The sequence below is a fragment of the Veillonella parvula genome (assembly GCF_047241225.1).
Classification (GTDB): domain Bacteria; phylum Bacillota; class Negativicutes; order Veillonellales; family Veillonellaceae; genus Veillonella; species Veillonella parvula_O.
This window is the reverse complement of record NZ_JBKTIE010000001.1, coordinates 557,939-575,565: the sequence shown is the minus strand read 5'-3', so window position 1 is coordinate 575,565 and position 17,627 is coordinate 557,939. Positions and strand designations below refer to the sequence as shown.

Annotated in this window: 18 protein-coding genes; all 18 read left to right on the top strand. The window is 36.4% G+C overall.

Annotation, left to right across the window (positions count from 1 at the left end; all coding sequences use genetic code 11):
• Window positions 1-5: 5 nt before the first annotated feature.
• Complete coding sequence (gene pknB / locus ACLRYO_RS02670) at window positions 6-1,931, top strand: Stk1 family PASTA domain-containing Ser/Thr kinase (protein ID WP_278618207.1); 1,926 nt, start codon at window positions 6-8, stop codon at window positions 1,929-1,931.
• Window positions 1,932-1,939: 8 nt separating this feature from the next.
• Window positions 1,940-2,803, top strand: coding sequence for a ribosome small subunit-dependent GTPase A (rsgA, locus tag ACLRYO_RS02665; RefSeq protein ID WP_413084658.1), 864 nt, complete (start codon window positions 1,940-1,942; stop codon window positions 2,801-2,803).
• Between the two features lies 1 nt (window position 2,804).
• Window positions 2,805-3,455, top strand: coding sequence for a ribulose-phosphate 3-epimerase (gene rpe / locus ACLRYO_RS02660; RefSeq protein WP_004695686.1), 651 nt, complete (start codon window positions 2,805-2,807; stop codon window positions 3,453-3,455).
• A gap of 253 nt (window positions 3,456-3,708) precedes the next feature.
• Complete coding sequence (rpsB, locus tag ACLRYO_RS02655; RefSeq protein ID WP_004695687.1) at window positions 3,709-4,461, top strand: 30S ribosomal protein S2; 753 nt, start codon at window positions 3,709-3,711, stop codon at window positions 4,459-4,461.
• A 98-nt stretch (window positions 4,462-4,559) separates the two neighbouring features.
• Window positions 4,560-5,240: a translation elongation factor Ts gene (gene tsf / locus ACLRYO_RS02650; protein ID WP_004695689.1), complete on the top strand. Its 681-nt coding sequence runs from the start codon at window positions 4,560-4,562 to the stop codon at window positions 5,238-5,240.
• Window positions 5,241-5,302: 62 nt separating this feature from the next.
• The gene (pyrH, locus tag ACLRYO_RS02645; RefSeq protein WP_004697414.1) at window positions 5,303-6,028 is read left to right on the top strand and encodes a UMP kinase; all 726 of its coding nucleotides are present in this window, start codon (window positions 5,303-5,305) and stop codon (window positions 6,026-6,028) included.
• 5 nt (window positions 6,029-6,033) lie between these two features.
• Window positions 6,034-6,594 (top strand): ribosome recycling factor, encoded by a 561-nt coding sequence (frr, locus tag ACLRYO_RS02640; protein WP_024061704.1) that lies wholly within the window; start codon window positions 6,034-6,036, stop codon window positions 6,592-6,594.
• On the top strand, window positions 6,594-6,845 hold the full coding sequence (locus tag ACLRYO_RS02635) for a hypothetical protein (RefSeq protein ID WP_004695694.1): 252 nt from the start codon (window positions 6,594-6,596) through the stop codon (window positions 6,843-6,845). The genes frr and ACLRYO_RS02635 overlap by 1 nt, the downstream gene beginning before the upstream one ends.
• Window positions 6,826-7,590, top strand: a complete 765-nt coding sequence (locus ACLRYO_RS02630; protein WP_008600848.1) for an isoprenyl transferase — start codon at window positions 6,826-6,828, stop codon at window positions 7,588-7,590. Before ACLRYO_RS02635 ends, ACLRYO_RS02630 begins: the two co-directional genes overlap by 20 nt.
• Window positions 7,591-7,593: 3 nt before the next feature.
• A complete protein-coding gene (locus ACLRYO_RS02625) occupies window positions 7,594-8,418 on the top strand; it encodes a phosphatidate cytidylyltransferase (RefSeq protein WP_024061702.1) in 825 nt (274 codons plus the stop codon).
• A gap of 18 nt (window positions 8,419-8,436) precedes the next feature.
• Window positions 8,437-9,582, top strand: a complete 1,146-nt coding sequence (locus ACLRYO_RS02620; RefSeq protein ID WP_004695700.1) for a 1-deoxy-D-xylulose-5-phosphate reductoisomerase — start codon at window positions 8,437-8,439, stop codon at window positions 9,580-9,582.
• A gap of 8 nt (window positions 9,583-9,590) precedes the next feature.
• The gene (gene rseP / locus ACLRYO_RS02615; protein WP_008600853.1) at window positions 9,591-10,607 is read left to right on the top strand and encodes an RIP metalloprotease RseP; all 1,017 of its coding nucleotides are present in this window, start codon (window positions 9,591-9,593) and stop codon (window positions 10,605-10,607) included.
• An 18-nt stretch (window positions 10,608-10,625) separates the two neighbouring features.
• On the top strand, window positions 10,626-11,711 hold the full coding sequence (gene ispG / locus ACLRYO_RS02610; protein WP_278618075.1) for a flavodoxin-dependent (E)-4-hydroxy-3-methylbut-2-enyl-diphosphate synthase: 1,086 nt from the start codon (window positions 10,626-10,628) through the stop codon (window positions 11,709-11,711).
• Window positions 11,705-13,423: a proline--tRNA ligase gene (locus ACLRYO_RS02605; protein WP_004695705.1), complete on the top strand. Its 1,719-nt coding sequence runs from the start codon at window positions 11,705-11,707 to the stop codon at window positions 13,421-13,423. Before ispG ends, ACLRYO_RS02605 begins: the two co-directional genes overlap by 7 nt.
• A 116-nt stretch (window positions 13,424-13,539) precedes the next feature.
• Window positions 13,540-14,367, top strand: a complete 828-nt coding sequence (locus ACLRYO_RS02600; protein WP_413084657.1) for a PHP domain-containing protein — start codon at window positions 13,540-13,542, stop codon at window positions 14,365-14,367.
• Between the two features lie 15 nt (window positions 14,368-14,382).
• Window positions 14,383-15,258: an Asp23/Gls24 family envelope stress response protein gene (locus tag ACLRYO_RS02595; RefSeq protein ID WP_004695710.1), complete on the top strand. Its 876-nt coding sequence runs from the start codon at window positions 14,383-14,385 to the stop codon at window positions 15,256-15,258.
• A gap of 8 nt (window positions 15,259-15,266) precedes the next feature.
• Window positions 15,267-16,580, top strand: coding sequence for a tRNA (N6-isopentenyl adenosine(37)-C2)-methylthiotransferase MiaB (gene miaB / locus ACLRYO_RS02590; RefSeq protein ID WP_021148119.1), 1,314 nt, complete (start codon window positions 15,267-15,269; stop codon window positions 16,578-16,580).
• Between the two features lie 228 nt (window positions 16,581-16,808).
• Window positions 16,809-17,609, top strand: coding sequence for a class I SAM-dependent methyltransferase (locus tag ACLRYO_RS02585; RefSeq protein ID WP_004697379.1), 801 nt, complete (start codon window positions 16,809-16,811; stop codon window positions 17,607-17,609).
• Window positions 17,610-17,627 lie beyond the last annotated feature (18 nt).

Genomic DNA, 17,627 nt, shown 5'->3' with positions numbered 1-17,627 from the left:
GTACTATGAATATAAAAGGCATACTTCTAGATAACCGCTACCGTATTGTTGATAAAATTGGCGTTGGTGGAATGGCTGATGTATACCTTGGAGAAGATACCTTACTAGGTAGACAAGTAGCAATAAAAGTATTGCATGCTAATTTTGCAAATGATGATGAATTTGTGACTCGATTTAAACGAGAAGCACAAGCGGCAGGTAAATTAAATCATCCCAATATTGTAAATATGTATGATGTAGGTTTTGACCAAAATTTACATTACATTGTTATGGAATATGTAGATGGTGAAACCTTAAAAAAATATATAACTCGTCATGGAAGACTGTCTATAGATGAGGCTGTTAAATTTACTATCGCCATAGCTGAAGGCTTAGAACACGCTCATACAATGGGTATTGTTCATTGTGATATAAAACCACATAATGTTATTATTACCAATACTGGGCGCGTTAAAGTAACTGACTTTGGTATTGCTCGTGCAATAAATGCAACTAACACAGTTATGTATACGAATTCGATTTTGGGTTCTGCACACTATTTATCACCAGAGCAAGCTAGTGGTAAACCGGTAGATGGAAATACAGATATCTATTCATTGGGTGTTGTATTGTATGAAATGCTTACAGGTCGTGTACCATTTGAAGGGGAAACGCCAATTGCAGTAGCATTAAAACACGTTCGTGAGAAGGTAGAACCTCCAACTCGATATAATCCATCAATCCCTCCGCTTTTAGAAGCTGTTGTTATGAAAGCATTATCTAAAAATCCTGCAGATCGTTTTGATTCTATCTCTGATATGATCAGTGATTTGCGGTTATCTCAAGGTTTTACAATGGGGAAAACACAACGTCATGAACCATATGATTTTGCTACACAAATGATTCCTGCGGTTGATCCTGAAGCACTTGAAGATCTAAGTACTATTCAAGAAGAACGTAAAGACGAGGGTAAAAAGAAGAGTATGTTAAGTAAAATTGCATCGATTCCACAAAAATACATCGTTCTAGGTGCTGCTGTCATTTTCTTAGTAGCATTTTTAGGTGCTTTCTTAAGCTACGGAAATTTCTGGAGTAATACAACAGTAGATGTACCTAATGTGGTAGGCAAACAAGTTTCTGTAGCAAAAAATATCTTAGAAGATAAACATTTGCGTGTGTCTACAAGTGAAGTTACGAATCCTGATGTGCCAGCTGGTCAAGTTATTTCTCAAACACCTGGGGCTGGAGAAAAGGTTAAAGAACAACGGACAATTCACCTTGTAGTTTCTAAAGGTGTAGGCGATATTACGGTGCCAGATTTAACTGATTTAACTGTCGATCAAGCCCGTCAACGACTTAAAGATTTAGGTTTAGTTGTGGGGAAAATAACACAGCAATCTGTAGATGGTAAAAAAGATGGTGTAATTATTGCTCAGAGTCCTTCAGGAGATTCTAAAGTGTCTAAAGGGACAACAATTGATCTCGTAGTAAATAAAGCGAAGGCTAAGAAAGTCAAAGTACCTAATCTTGTTGGTATGACATTAAAAGATGCTCGTGATACATTGAGTAATATTCAACTAGGTGTAAACCAAGTATCTGGATCTGTGGAAGAAAAATCTGTGGTTATAGAGCAAAGCATTAAAGCTGGCGACGAAATTGATGAAGGTTCCACATTAAATCTTACGACTGAGTTCAAAGATGATAAAAAGAAATCCGATAATAAAGAAGGAAACAGTGGTAATAAAACAACTGGTACTATAGATGTTACTGTACCAGCGGGTTCTAAAAATCAAGAACTTAAAATTGTCGTAAAAGATGATGAAGGTTCTGCCGTAATCTATGATGATACGAATAAACCTGGAGATCGTGTTGTTAAAAAAGTGTCTGGTGTAGGTAATGTACGTATTGAGGTGTACCTCAATGGTGCATTAGTGCAAGAAACTGCATTATAAGAGGTACTATGATTACAGGCATTGTTGTCAAAAATATGAATGGGTACTTTTATGTACAAGATGATACAGGTACCATTCATGAATGTAAGGTTCGTGGCAGACTTAAGCAAGGACGCTATAGTTTACTTGTAGGGGACCGCGTTACGATTTCGGAGGATGGGTTCGTTGAATCCATCCATGAACGTCATAATTCGATGGTTCGCCCTTCAGTAGCTAATATTGACCAAGTTGTATTAGTTGTGGCTGCCCATGAACCAGATATTAATGAGTTATTACTCAATAAAATGCTCGTTATGATTGAACATGCGGATATACCTATCGTACTATGTATCAATAAATGTGACTTGATGGATTCAGAGACGAAAGCTATGGTTGATCTTTATAAATCAATCGGCTATGAGGTTTTGATGACATCCACATATAATATGACAGGCATTGATGATTTACGTCATGTGCTTCAACATAAGGTAACGGCTTTTGCAGGACCATCTGGTGTTGGTAAAAGTAGTCTTTTAAATGCGGTAGACCCCAAATTTGCCTTCCAGACTGGGGAGGTAAGTGATAAGATTAAACGTGGTAAACATACTACTCGTCACGCTTCTTTATATAGTTTAGATGCAGATTCTTTTATCATGGATACACCTGGATTTAGTGCTATTGAATTTAATGATGTTTCCCTTGAAAGATTGCCTACATTATTCCCAGAATTTGGTGAATATGTTGATACTTGTAAATTTAATCCTTGCTATCATGAACATGAACCCATTTGTGGGATTAAAGCTGCTCTAGAAGCTGGTCATATTCATCAAGGACGATATGATGCTTATATGTCTATACGTAATGATATAGAAAGTCAACGAAAGAGGTTTTAATATGATAAAAATTGCACCATCTATGCTTTCCGCAAATTTTGCGGTGTTAAGCGAAGAATTAAAATCTATTGAAGCAGCGGGGGCTGACTTATTACATATCGACATCATGGATGGACACTTTGTTCCGAATCTAACCTTTGGTGCTCCCATTGTGAAAGCCATTCGTCCATATACAAAATTACCATTTGATGTGCATTTGATGGTTACTAATCCTGGTGATTATGTAGAAGAATTTGCAAAAATTGGTGTAGAATATTTTACTTTTCATCAAGAAACTGTACCTCATATGCATCGTTTGATTCAACATATCAAGCAGTGTGGGATGAAGGCTGGTGTAGCATTGAATCCTAGTACACCTGTATCTCTACTAGAAGATGTAGCTGCAGATTTAGATATGATTTTAATTATGTCTGTGAATCCAGGATTTGGAGGACAATCTTTTATTAAGAATGCCATAAAAAAAGTTAAACAAGCTAAGATATTGTTAGAAGAAGTAGACAATTCAACGGCAGTCATTGAGGTGGACGGTGGTATTAACGATATTACTTGTGTACCGATTAAAAGAGCGGGGGCTACAGTTTTAGTTGCTGGTTCTGCAGTGTTTGGAGCAGAAAATCGTGCAAGTATGATTGACTCCATTCGCAATAATTGAATAAATAGTTTCATAATATTCTATAATTCAAATTTGAACATAAGATCGTACATCAATAAGAAAGAGAATGTATTTAAAATAAGGAGTGAGGAATACTTAAAGAATTCCTCACTCCTTGCTTGCTTTTGCTATGATTTTTTGTTAGAATTATTAGGTATGAAAAATATGCACGTCAGTGGACTTCGGTACTGTGCCTAATTTTGGGTGACCCGAAGGATGAAGCGGCGGAGGTTAATTAACAGGAGGTGCCACAATGGCAGTAGTATCAATGAAACAATTATTAGAGGCTGGTGTACACTTTGGTCATCAGACTAGAAGATGGAACCCTAAAATGGCGAAATTCATCTTCACTGAACGCAATGGTATTTATATCATTGATTTGTCTAAAACAGTTAAAAAAGTAGAAGAAGCTTACAATTTCTTGCGTGAAGTTGCTTCCCAAGGCGAAGTAATCTTGTTCGTAGGTACTAAAAAACAAGCTCAAGAAGCTATTAAAGAAGAAGCTATCCGTGCTAACATGTTCTTCGTTAACGAACGTTGGTTGGGCGGTATGTTGACTAACTTCAAAACAATTGAAACTCGTATTAAACGTTTAAAACAATTGGAAGCTATGGCAGAAGACGGTACTTTCGAAGTATTGCCTAAAAAAGAAGTTATCGGTCTTCGTCATGAAATGGATAAATTGGAAAAATACCTTGGTGGTATCAAAGATATGCCTAAAATGCCAGGTGCTCTTTTCGTAGTAGATCCTAAAAAAGAAAAAATTGCTATTGCGGAAGCTAAAAAATTGGGCATTCCAGTGGTTGCAACAGTTGACACTAACTGTGACCCAGATGAAGTTGATTTCCCAATTCCAGCAAATGACGACGCTATCCGTGCTGTTAAATTGTTGGCTGGTAAAATGGCTGACGCTGTTCTTGAAGGTCGTCAAGGCGAATCCTTCGAAGAAGCATTAGATAACATGGTAGCTGACTCTGCTGAAATGGTTCGAGACGGTAAAGCTTAATCGTTGTCGTATTAGCATTTGAAAGATAAATCTATAACATATATAATTGGGGTAAGGACTATATCCTTACCTTAATTAATACTAGGAGGAACAAAATAATGGCAATTACTGCTGCTTTGGTAAAAGAATTGCGCGACATGACTGGCGCAGGTATGATGGACGCTAAAAAAGCATTGGTTGAAACTGACGGTAATATCGATAAAGCGGTTGACCTTCTTCGTGAAAAAGGTTTGGCTGCGGCAGCTAAAAAAGCTGGTCGTATTGCAGCTGAAGGTGTAGTACAATCCTACATTCATGCTGGTGGTCGTATCGGTGTTTTAGTGGAAGTTAACTGTGAAACTGACTTCGTTGCAAAAACTGATGATTTCCAAAATTTAGCACGCGATATCGCAATGCAAATTGCGGCTGTAAATCCTACATACTTGAACCGTGAAGAAGTTCCTACTGAAGTCATTGAACATGAAAAACAAGTATTATTGGAACAAGCTAAAGTAGAAGCTGAAGAAGACGTTAAAGCTGGTCGCAAACCAAAACCTGAAGCTGTTTTAGAAAAAATGGTTGCTGGCCGTATCGAAAAATTCTATAAAGAAAATTGCCTATTAGAACAAGTATTCATTAAAGATGGTGATAAAACTGTTACAGACATCATTAATGAAAGTATTGCAAAAATCGGTGAAAACATCAACGTACGTCGTTTTGTTCGCTATGGTTTAGGTGAAGGCATTGAAAAACGCCAAGATGACTTCGTAGCAGAAGTAATGGCATCTGTTGGTAAATAATTAATAAACAATAAGAGAACACCGTACAGTGTTCTCTTATTTTGCAATAGAGGAGTAAAAATATGGCAAAAAGAAACTTTCGACGTATTGTTTTAAAGTTGAGTGGTGAAGCATTAGCAGGTGAACAAGGTTTTGGTATTAATCCTGATGTTGTCGAAGAATTTGCAAAAGAAATTGCTGCTTTAGCAAAATCCACTGATTTAGAAATCGCAATTGTTGTTGGTGGTGGTAACCTATGGAGAGGTTTAGCTGGTAGCAATCAAGGTATGGATCGTGCTACTGCTGACTATATGGGGATGCTTGCAACAGTGATGAACTCCTTAGCATTGCAAGATGCATTAGAACAAGCTGGTGTAGATACACGTGTACAAACGGCTATCGAAATGCAAGAAATTGCAGAACCTTATATTCGTCGTCGCGCTATTCGTCATTTAGAAAAAAAACGTATCGTCATCTTCGGTGCTGGCCTTGGTAAACCTTACTTCTCTACAGATACAACAGCTGCATTACGGGCCGCTGAAATTGAAGCCGATGCTATTTTAATGGCAAAGAAATTTGCTGATGGCGTATATGATTCTGACCCTAAGACAAATCCTAATGCCGTTAAATTTGACGAATTAACATATAACGAGATTATCACAAAAGAATTAAAAGTAATGGATGCTACATCCACAACTTTATGTAAAGATAACAATATTCCTATTATTGTATTTAGCATGGATATTCCTGGTAATATTACAAAAGCTGCTAAAGGTGAAGAGATAGGGACCATTGTTCGAGGAGAATAATTCATATGGAAATTAAAGAATTGTTACAACAAGCAGAAGACCGCATGAATAAGTCTATTGAGGCTTTAAAACATGAATTCGCATCTATTCGTACAGGCCGTGCTAGTGTAGCACTACTTGATAAAGTAATGGTTGATTATTATGGAAGTCTATCACCCATTAATCAAGTTGCGAATATCTCCGTGCCTGAACCTCGAATGATTGTGATTGCACCTTGGGATAAAACAATGATTGGTGCTATTGAAAAAGCAATTTTACAATCTGATTTAGGTTTGAACCCTGGTAATGATGGTGCACAAATTCGTTTAAGTATTCCTCAATTAACTGAGGAACGTCGTAAAGAAATCGTTAAAGTAGTTCATAAAAAGGCTGAAGATGCAAAAGTTGCAGTGCGCAACATTCGTCGCGATGTAAATGAAGCATTAAAAAAAGAAGAGAAAGCTAAAACGATTACTGAAGATGATGCTAAAGACGGTTTAGATCAAATCCAAAAGCTTACCGATGCTAAAGTTAAGCAAATCGATGAGTTAAAAGCAGTAAAAGAAAAGGACGTATTAGAAGTATAATGTTAGATTCTAATAGCCTTATTGGAATACCATGGCAGCTTGCAAAGTCTCGTTTGCAGGCTGCCCATATTCCTTTTAAGGTAATGATTGGTGGATCCTTTAATCGCTTCTTTGAAATTTCAGATAAAGGATTTTATGTGGCACGTATTACAAAGGTTGATGAGTGCTTACATATACTACTATATAGACCAATGATTGCCAGCGACTTCGGAAATTCTATCGAGGTAGACTATGCTAAAGAAATTATTTAACCGTAAACGTTCTGATACGCCTGTCATTGATCGTAATATAATTCCACAACATGTTGCTATTATTATGGATGGTAATGGACGATGGGCTAAACGCAGAGGCATGCCGCGCTCCATGGGGCATCGTGCTGGTGCAGATGTATTAAAAGAAATTGTTATGGCCGCAGATGAGATCGGAATTAGAGCTCTTACGGTATATGGTTTCTCCACGGAGAACTGGAAACGTCCTGAACAGGAAGTTTCTTTACTTATGTCTCTCATAAAAGAATACTTAAATAATAATGTTAAGTATATGCATGAACATAATGTACGCATTCGATTTATTGGTTTTATTGGAGGGCTTTCAGAAGACCTACAAAAAATCATTCAAGATGCAGAATTATTAACTCAGAATAATACAGGCCTCACATTACAGTTAGCGATTAACTATGGTGGGCGTGATGAAATAGTTAGAACTATCCGCGACATTGTAAAATCCGTTGCGGATGGCGTTATTACAATGGACAAAATTACTGAAGAATATGTAAGTTCTCAATTATTCACTAAAGAGTTTAGTGATGTAGATTTATTAATTCGTCCTAGTAGTGATTTTAGAATTAGTAATTTTTTGTTATGGCAACTAGCGTATGCTGAATTTTGGTTTACCGATTTGCATTGGCCAGATTTTACTAAGGAAACTTTACTTGAAGCTGTGGCGGCATATCAGAAACGAGAACGCCGATTTGGTGGCTTATGTGATGAGGAATAAAAAATGTTAAAAACACGTGTTATTACCGCTGTTATTGGTTTTATTATTGCCTTAGGGGCCATTACATTTGGTGGATTAGTGTATGATGTACTAATTACACTTTTAGCTTTATTAGGGTGGCGTGAGTTTGTATTACTTGGTAAAGCTAAACGTGTTCGGATATCCATTATATGGGGATATATTAGCATTTTATTGCTAATGATTGCTCTTGCATGTCATCAGTATATTATAGCTATAGCTATTTTAGTATTAAGTTTATTTGCCAATTATATGTTGTGTACATTTGGTGAAACTAAGTACTCGATGTCTAGTGTATCCTTTAGTGTATTTGGTTTATTATATATTGGTATGGGTATGACTTCATTGCTCTTGATTCGTCATGACTCAATTTACATGAATTTATCAATGCCTTTTGAACTATATAACTGGGGCACTATTACACTTTGGTTATTATTGTTTACTACTTGGGCTAGCGATACCTTTGCATACTTTTCAGGTCGAGCTTTTGGTAAACGTAAAATAGTACCATCCATTAGTCCTAATAAAACACTAGAAGGTTTTATTGGTGGATTTATCGGCTGTATCCTTACAGGTGCAGTATTTTCGTATATCGTTGGCATTCCTTGGTGGATGGGAATCCATGTAGGTATGATTAGCGGTATATTAGCACCATTAGGTGATTTGTTTGAATCAAAGATTAAACGACTATGTAATGTAAAAGATTCTGGTACATTATTACCAGGTCATGGCGGTGTATTGGATCGCTTTGATAGTTTATTATTTGCGGCTCCTATTACATTAGTATATATATTACTATTTTTGTACTAATTTCATAGAGGTACACTTATGAAATACCTAAGTATTATTGGTAGTACTGGCTCTATCGGTACACAGACGCTTGATGTGGTGTCTCAACATCCAGATCAATTCAAGGTGGTTGCCTTAGTGGCACATCATAATATTGACCTCTTAGAACATCAGATTAAAGAATATAAACCTTTGGTGGCGGGTCTTGTAGATGAAGGTGCTTTTAAAGAATTACAAGCACGCTATACAGGTCCTACAAAATTGATAGGTGGTAAGGAAGCCCTCATTGCAGCAGCTACAATTCAAGAAGCAACAATGATTGTTACTGCTATTGTAGGTGCTGCGGGAATTGAGCCCACAGTGGAAGCTATAAAACAAGGTAAGACTATAGGTCTTGCTAATAAGGAAACTCTTGTTGCTGGAGGTCCATTAATTACGGCTTTAGCTAAAGAACATGGCGTGCAAATCCTACCTATCGATAGTGAACATAGTGCTATATTTCAGTGCTTAGAAGGACAGAAACGTGACAATGTTGATTCTTTAATTGTCACTGCTTCTGGTGGTCCTTTACGCACATGGGATTCTAGTAAAATTCAAACTGCAACTGCTGCAGATTGTTTGCGACATCCTACTTGGAATATGGGTAATAAAATAACTATAGACTCTGCCTCTTTATTCAATAAAGGCTTAGAGGTAATAGAAGCTCATTGGTTATTTGGTTTTGATTTTGATCATATTGATGTAGTAGTACATCCTCAAAGTATTGTTCATTCTATGATACGTATGAAGGATGGTGCGATATTAGCGCAAATGGGTAATCCAGATATGCGCGAGCCCATTCAATATGCTTTGACGTATCCAAAACGTGAAGTTTTAAGTATGAATCATCTTGATTTTACTCAAGCACTACAATTGGAGTTTTTACCTCCACGGTATGACGATTTTCCTGCACTTCGACTTGCGTATGAGGTGGGACGTGCTAGTGGATTTAAACCTGCTGTATTTAATGCAGCTAATGAAACGGCAGTATATGCCTTTTTAGAAGATAAAATCGCCTTTGGTGATATTTATAAAGTCGTTACTTCTGTTCTTGAATCTATGGGACCAGAAGATGATTTTACATTAGATAATTTATTATCCATCGATAGATGGGCCCGTGAAAAGGCAACATCGTTGATGTTATAGGAGAATATATGATTACGGCATTAGCCACAATATTTGTATTTGGTTTAATCGTGTTTATTCATGAATTAGGCCATTTTATTACAGCTAAGATGTCAGGTATGCAAGTTGATGAATTTGCTATAGGTTTTGGTCCAGCCATATTTAAAGTACAAAAAGGGGAAACTTTATATTCTATTCGTATAATTCCTCTTGGAGGATTTAATCGTATTGCTGGTATGACACCTGACGAGCCTCTTAATGAGCGCTCCTTTTATAATAAACCTGCGTGGAAAAAATTTATTGTTATTTCTGCAGGGGCTGTATTTAACTTTATATTAGCCATTGTACTTTTCTTTGGCCTCAATGTGACTGTAGGAAATCTTACATATACAAATGAACCTGTAATTGGTAACATTATTGCAGGTAGTTCTGCAGAACAGGCTCATTTAGAAGCTAACGATAGAATTATTACGATTGATGGTAAAAAAATTAGTACTTGGGATGATATTCGTCCTAGCTTACAAGGCACAGCAAACCATGGTGTAACTGTTGTTGTAGAGCGTGAAGGACAAACTATAGAGACTACGGTAATACCTAAAATGGAACAAGATAGTCCTAAGATTGGCATCTACCCTAGCTTTACTCGTGAAACTTATAGCATTGGTGAATCTTTGAGCCTTGCTGTTAGTCGGACGGGGCAAACTATTGTTGCTATGGTCAGTGGGATTTACGATATGATTCGTGGCACACAAGCAGCCGAATTATCTGGTCCAGTAGGAATTTCCCAAATGGCAGGTACTATTGCACAATCAGGATTTGCACCACTATTAAGTTTTGCTGCATTTCTTAGTATTAACTTAGGGGTCATTAATCTTTTACCATTACCTGTTTTAGATGGTGGTCACTTGATTATTATCTTGGCGGAAGCTATAACAGGCCGTAGATTACCTGCTAAAGCTCTTATGTATATACAAATGGTTGGGGTTGCCTTAATGGTAGCATTATTCTTATATGTAACAACGCAGGATATTTTCCGTTTACTATAAGACAGATGGGAGATTACAATGATTGTACGTAAACCAACAAATGGTATCTATGTAGGTACAGTTAAAATCGGCGATTATGCACCGGTAAGTATTCAATCTATGATTACTACGGATCCAGTACATACAGAGAAGGCAATTGTAGAAATAAATCATTTAGCAGAGGCTGGTTGTGAACTGGTTCGTGTCGCCGTTCCTACAATGGCATCTGCAAAGGCTTTAAAAGCTGTTAGAGCGGGCATTTCAATTCCTTTGATCGCCGATATTCACTTTGATTATAGATTAGCTTTAGAAGCTATTGAAAATAATGTTGATGGATTGCGCATTAATCCAGGAAATATTGGTGGTGAAGATAAGGTTTTAGCCGTTATTGAAAAGGCAAAACCTAAACAAATCCCAATTCGCATTGGTGTTAATGCAGGCTCTTTACCAAAGCATATTCTCGATGCTCATGGAGGACATCCTACAGCGGATGGTATGGTTGAAACAGCTTTAGAACACGTAAGAATTTTAGAAAAACTCGATTATCGTCAAATGAAATTATCTATTAAAGCAACAGAAGTACCTCTAATGGTGGAAGCATATCGTAAGTTATCTGATAAGATTCCTTATCCGTTACATTTAGGTGTAACAGAAGCTGGTACTATTAAACAAGGCACTATTAAATCTGCTATGGGGATTGGTGCATTATTGCTCGATGGCATTGGTGATACATTACGGGTATCCTTAACTGGAGATCCAATTCACGAAATTGAAGTAGGTAGAAGTATTTTAAGTAGTTTAGGATTAAGAAATTTTGGGGCCACTATGATATCTTGTCCTACATGTGGCCGTTGCCAAGTAAATTTATTTGATATGGCTGGTATTGTAGAAGAACGTCTAGCAGCCATAAAAGCGCCAATTAAGGTTGCCGTTATGGGGTGTGTTGTAAATGGTCCAGGGGAAGCGCGTGAGGCCGACTTTGGTATTGCTGGTGGTGATGGTCAAGGTATTATTTTCCGTAAAGGGAAAGTTATTAAGACTGTACCAGAAGCCGAATTAGTAGATACATTGTTTAGAGAAATTGACCAATATTTAGAAAATTTAGATGAGGAGTCTTTATGTTAGCCACTAAATTATATGCACCTACATTGCGTGAGGTTCCATCTGACGCTGATGTAGTAAGCCAACAGCTTATGCTTCGCGCTGGTTTTATGCGTAAAACTGCAAATGGTTTATATAGTTTTTTACCATTAGGTTGGAGAAGTATCAAAAAGATTGAAGCTATTGTACGTGAAGAAATGGATCGTGCTAGTGCTCAAGAAATTATGATGCCAATTTTACAGCCTGCAGAAATTTGGAAAGAGTCTGGCCGTTGGAACGCATATGGCGCAGAAATGATGCGTATCAATGATCGTCATGATAATGAATTCTGTCTAGGACCAACACATGAAGAGATGATTACAACCCTCGTTAAAAATGAGATTAACTCATATCGTCAATTACCAGTCAACTTATATCAAATTCAAAGTAAATTCCGTGATGAGCGTCGTCCACGTTATGGCTTGATGCGTAGCCGAGAATTCATTATGAAAGATGCTTATTCTTTTGATGTAGATGAAGCCGGTTTAGATGAATCCTATAAATCTATGTACGATGCATATACACGTATTTTTACACGTTGTGGTCTTACATTCCGCCCAGTAGAGGCTGATAGTGGTGCAATAGGTGGTAGTGGTACGCATGAGTTCATGGCCATTGCCGAAGCTGGTGAGGCTGATATCGTATATTGTACTAAGTGTGATTATGCAGCTAACATTGAAATCGGCAAGCCTGGTATCATGAAACAAGACGAAGAAGCTCTTCAAGAGTTATCCGTTGTGGATACTCCTAATGCTAGCACTATTGAAGCTGTTGCGGAAATGCTAAACTTACCACTACATAAAACTATTAAAGCTGTAGTGTTCTCTATTGATGGTAAAGTGGTATTAGCCATCGTTCGTGGTGACCATGAAGTAAATGAAGTCGCTGTACAACATGCCGTACTTGGCTCTGTAGAGCCTGAGATGGCTACACCAGAAGAATTAGAAAAAGTAGGTTTAACAGCTGGCTTCATCAGTCCTATTGGTTTAAAACAAACAGAAGATTTTGCTATTGTTGTTGATGAATCTGTTATGGAAACTTACAATGTTTGTGGTGGCGCTAATAAAAAAGATGCTCACTATGTTAATATCAATCCAAAACGGGACTTTAATGTAGAAGACATTATTATTGCTCCAATTCGTTTGATCACGAAGGACGATGTGTGTCCTAAATGTGGTGGTGCTTTAGAACATGCTAAAGGCATTGAAGTAGGTCAAGTATTTAAATTGGGTACAAAATATTCTGAAGCATTACAAGCTACATTCTTAGATCAAAATGGTCGTCCTAATCCAATGATTATGGGTTGCTATGGTATCGGTGTATCTCGTACACTAGCTGCTGCTATTGAGCAATATCATGATGAAAATGGTATTATTTGGCCACGTTCTATCGCTCCATTTGAAGCAGTTATTGTCCCAATTAATGCAAAAGACGAAGCATTAATGTCTACTAGTCAAACTATTTATACTGCATTACAAAATGCTGGTGTAGATGTATTGTTAGATGATCGTAAAGATCGTGCAGGTGTTAAGTTCAAAGATGCTGATTTGATTGGTTATCCACTTCGCATTACAGTAAGTAAAAATACTCTTGAGAATAACGAAGTAGAAATTCAAATCCGTAAGTCTGGAGAAGCTCTTCCATGTGCTATTGATTCTGTAGCTGATAAAGTAACAGAATTGCTTCAAAACTTATAATAGAATTGCGATTCTAGTGAATGTTCATTAGGGTCGCAATTTTTCTTTCTAAACTTGAATTAATAGATTAAATAAGTCATAATTAAATGATAGAATATTTGGAATGGAGGTGCTATATGCTTGTAGATTTTCATATGCATTCCATCTTTTCAGATGGTGTTGAAACACCTAAAGATCTATTGCAACATGCCATAGACTGTAATGTATCTATGATGGCTTTAACCGATCATGATGAAATAGACGGCATTCAAGCATTGCGTGCTGCTCAAAAGAAGTTAGATCCTAATGAATCTATTAAAATCGTAAATGGCTGTGAATTTAGTGCTGATTATAAAGATAAGTCAATTCATATTTTAGGATATTGTTTTGATGAAAATAATAAAGATTTAATCGATTTTATTACGTTTTTTAAAGGAAAACGTGAAGAACGTATCGATGAAATTATCCGTCGTTGTAACAATGAAGGATATTATATTACAAAAGAAGAGCTCATTAAACAATTTCCTGATACTAAAGCTTATGGTCGCCCACATATTGGTAAACTTTTAATTGATGGTGGTTATGCCAAGGATATTAATGATGTATTTAAAGGTATTCTTCGAAAAGATAGTCCTTGCTATGTTCCTAAGGTAAAAGTAGAGGTTCCTTATATTATTGATATTATACATAAAGCTGGAGGACTTGCTGTTATGGCTCATCCTAAATTGGTTACCAGTGATGAATATGTGTTGGAAATGTTAAATTATGATTTTGATGGTATGGAGGTATATCACTCAAAGCATAATGATGATGATGTGGAGCGATATAAAGAATTCGCTAAAAAGCATAAGCTATTTATTACTGGTGGTTCTGATTACCATGGTATTGTAGGCAAGAAACCTGATAGATTTGGTGATTACTTAGTATCTGGTAAGGATGTATCAGAATATATTAGTTTGTTATAAATGACGAGGTAGACTATGGAAGTCGTTGCGTTTGTAGGTAGTAGTGGCACAGGTAAAAGTCATCGTGCCCTCGTAGTTGCTCATGAAAATAAAATTGAATGTATCATCGATGATGGTATTTTGATTCATGATAATAAAATTGTAGCTGGCTTTTCTGCAAAAAAAGAGTCTAGTCGTTTAAAAGCTGTTCGTCGTGCTATTTTTCAAGACGAAGTACAAGTTAAATCCGTACGAGAACAATTAGATAAGATTAAACCTAATAAGCTTATGATTATCGGCACTTCTGATAATATGGTTAAGAAGATTACTAAAGCTTTAGGCTTACAAGAACCTGATCGATATATTCGTATAGAAGATGTTGCAACACCTAAGGAAATTGAAAAGGCACAACATGCACGTCTTAAAGAGGGTAAACATATAATTCCTGTGCCGACTATGGAATTAAAGCCACACTTTAGGGGGTATTTGATTGATCCAATCAAAACCATGTGGCGCCGCAGGACTTTGAAAAAACAAGATCAAGATACCTTAGGTCAAATTGGTTCTGAAGGATTTGAACGTTCTGTTGTACGGCCAGCTTTTAGCTACTATGGTCGACTCACTTTTGACGATGAAGTAATTATTAAATTGATTAGAAATGGGTTAAAAAAAGTAGCTGGTGTCGATGAGACCAGTATAATTTCTTTTAAAAAAAGCGACAAAGGTCAAAACGGTCTTGTTGTTGATATGGCTGTAGTTATTGAACATGGATATCCTGTTAAACCGTTAATGCAACAGGTACAAAAATCTGTTCGCAATGAAATTGAATATATTACCGGCATGTCTATTGAACGCATGTCCATTAAAGTTAAGAATATTATTGAAACAAAACGTAAGATTGTTAAAGTGTAGGAGTTAGAATGAAGTCTTATTATATTTACACCTATGGTTGTCAAATGAATACTGCCGACTCTGAGCGATTATCGCATCAGCTGGAATCTGTTGGGTATATACCAACAGAGAATGTTGAAACTGCAGATTTAATTCTGCTAAATACTTGTGCAGTGCGTGAAAATGCAGAAACTAAAGTTTATGGGCGTATAGGTGAGCTAAAAAGACTAAAACGTAATAATAAAAACTTGATTATCGCCGTCACAGGATGTATGGCTCAAAAAAATCAAGCAGAAATGTTTAAACGAGCTCCTCATATTGATATTGTATTAGGCACTCATAATATTCAACATATTAACGAGATGATTGAAGAAGTACAACATGGACATACGCATCAAATCAACGTAGATATGGATAACTCTGTATTACCTGAATTAGAGGCAAAACCAAATGGCTCTTTTTATGCATGGGTACCTATTATGAATGGATGTAATAAATTTTGCACCTATTGTATTGTTCCCCATGTACGTGGTAGAGAGATTAGCCGTCCTGTAGAGGCCATTGTTAAAGAGGTTACAGACCTAGGGGTTAAAGGATTTAAAGAGATCACTTTATTGGGGCAAAATGTAAACTCTTATGGCCTAGATTTTAAAGATGGTACAGATTTTGGTACATTAGTTGATGCTCTTGATGGTATTCCTGGTATAGAACGTATTCGCTATATGACAAGTCATCCTCAAGATATGAGTAAGTCTATGATTGATGCTCTTGGTAGGTCATCCAATATTGTGACGCATTTACATTTACCTATTCAATCTGGTTCCAATCGTATTTTAAAGAAAATGAATCGTCATTACACGGTAGAGCATTATAAAGAATTACTTTCTTATTGCCGTGAAAAAATAAAAGATGTGGTGGTGACTACGGATATCATTGTAGGTTTCCCAGGAGAAACTGAGGAAGATTTTCAAGCTACATTACAATTATTAAAAGATGTGCGCTATGACATGGCGTATACGTTTATCTACTCTAAGCGATCTGGAACGCCAGCAGCAACTATGGATGATCAAATTCCAGAAGAGATTAAGCGCGTTCGCTTACAAACATTGATGGATGTACAAAATGAAATCTCTTATGAATTAAATAAACCTATGGAAGGACAAGTATTTGATATTATTGTAGAGGGACCAAGTCCTCGTGATGAAGACATGTGGTTCGGTCGTACATCTGGTAATAAAATGGTTTTATTCCCTAAGGATGACTCCCTATCAATTGGTCAAACTGTACCAGCTCATATCGATAAAGCTCAAACATGGGTTTGTTATGGTAGTATTGTAAAATAAACTATTAGAATCAAAAAGAACTCGTCACTATTATGTTAACTCTAAGGTTAGAATTTTTATCTAAAATTAGTTTGCTAAACATGTGGTGGCGATGTTCTTTTTTACCATAGATGCTGATTAGAAATCATATGTGTTATAATAATAAAATAATATAAAAGTTGTATATTGAAGACATTCATAGGTATGAACACCATTTACATTTTGTATTTTTACAAAGAAGGTGTAACTATGAAACTTGATTTAAACGCTGTAGGCGAAACGGCATTATTGACACTATATGCAAGAGCGAAAGATTATGAGTCAGATCAATCTGTATTAAAGGATCAGAAATCCTGGGATATTTTAAAGCATATTGATTATGATTTTGATCAATTTAAAGATGTTAAGATGTCTTATTATGGAATTTTAGGACGAGCAAAAGTAATCGATGAAGAGATACGAAACTTTATATCTCTATATCCAGATTGTATCGTCGTATCATTAGGTGCCGGTTTAGATACTATGTTTTATCGAGTCGACAACGGTTATATTGATTGGTATAATATCGATTTTGCCGGAGTGATTGAAGCACGTACACAATTTTTTGAGCCTCATGAACGAGTCCATAATTTAGTGAGTTCTATAACTGATGAATTGTGGACTAAAAATATTGAGATAAATGGACGAAAACTACTGCTTGTTAGTGAAGGTGTAGTTATGTATCTTACATTGGATGAAATGAAGCAGTTTTTAGGCTTGCTGACTGATTCTTTTGAAGAGTTTACGTTATATCTTGATATGATTTCTCCATATGTGGCGAAACGCACTAAACAACATGATATGCTTAGTAAAATGAATGTTTCTTTTCAGTGGGGAACTAAGGACGGTCATGAAATTGTAGTTATGAATCCTAAGCTTAAACAGACTGGATTGATTAATTTTACAGGAAGTATGTTGTCCTTAGCACCTATTGTTTATAAATTATTATACCCGTTTATATATTTGTTTAATAATCGTATGGGAATATACGAATATAAGCGGAATCTGTGATATGACTCATAATATATG

Coding starts and splice junctions, on each gene's coding strand:
- ACLRYO_RS02625 (WP_024061702.1), top strand. CDS start 7,594: ATGTTAAAAACACGTGTTATTACCGCTGTTATTGGTTTTATTATTGCC.
- miaB (WP_021148119.1), top strand. CDS start 15,267: ATGAAGTCTTATTATATTTACACCTATGGTTGTCAAATGAATACTGCC.
- ACLRYO_RS02620 (WP_004695700.1), top strand. CDS start 8,437: ATGAAATACCTAAGTATTATTGGTAGTACTGGCTCTATCGGTACACAG.
- pknB (WP_278618207.1), top strand. CDS start 6: ATGAATATAAAAGGCATACTTCTAGATAACCGCTACCGTATTGTTGAT.
- ACLRYO_RS02595 (WP_004695710.1), top strand. CDS start 14,383: ATGGAAGTCGTTGCGTTTGTAGGTAGTAGTGGCACAGGTAAAAGTCAT.
- pyrH (WP_004697414.1), top strand. CDS start 5,303: ATGGCAAAAAGAAACTTTCGACGTATTGTTTTAAAGTTGAGTGGTGAA.
- rpe (WP_004695686.1), top strand. CDS start 2,805: ATGATAAAAATTGCACCATCTATGCTTTCCGCAAATTTTGCGGTGTTA.
- ACLRYO_RS02635 (WP_004695694.1), top strand. CDS start 6,594: ATGTTAGATTCTAATAGCCTTATTGGAATACCATGGCAGCTTGCAAAG.
- ispG (WP_278618075.1), top strand. CDS start 10,626: ATGATTGTACGTAAACCAACAAATGGTATCTATGTAGGTACAGTTAAA.
- ACLRYO_RS02605 (WP_004695705.1), top strand. CDS start 11,705: ATGTTAGCCACTAAATTATATGCACCTACATTGCGTGAGGTTCCATCT.
- ACLRYO_RS02630 (WP_008600848.1), top strand. CDS start 6,826: ATGCTAAAGAAATTATTTAACCGTAAACGTTCTGATACGCCTGTCATT.
- rsgA (WP_413084658.1), top strand. CDS start 1,940: ATGATTACAGGCATTGTTGTCAAAAATATGAATGGGTACTTTTATGTA.
- ACLRYO_RS02600 (WP_413084657.1), top strand. CDS start 13,540: ATGCTTGTAGATTTTCATATGCATTCCATCTTTTCAGATGGTGTTGAA.
- rpsB (WP_004695687.1), top strand. CDS start 3,709: ATGGCAGTAGTATCAATGAAACAATTATTAGAGGCTGGTGTACACTTT.
- ACLRYO_RS02585 (WP_004697379.1), top strand. CDS start 16,809: ATGAAACTTGATTTAAACGCTGTAGGCGAAACGGCATTATTGACACTA.
- tsf (WP_004695689.1), top strand. CDS start 4,560: ATGGCAATTACTGCTGCTTTGGTAAAAGAATTGCGCGACATGACTGGC.
- rseP (WP_008600853.1), top strand. CDS start 9,591: ATGATTACGGCATTAGCCACAATATTTGTATTTGGTTTAATCGTGTTT.
- frr (WP_024061704.1), top strand. CDS start 6,034: ATGGAAATTAAAGAATTGTTACAACAAGCAGAAGACCGCATGAATAAG.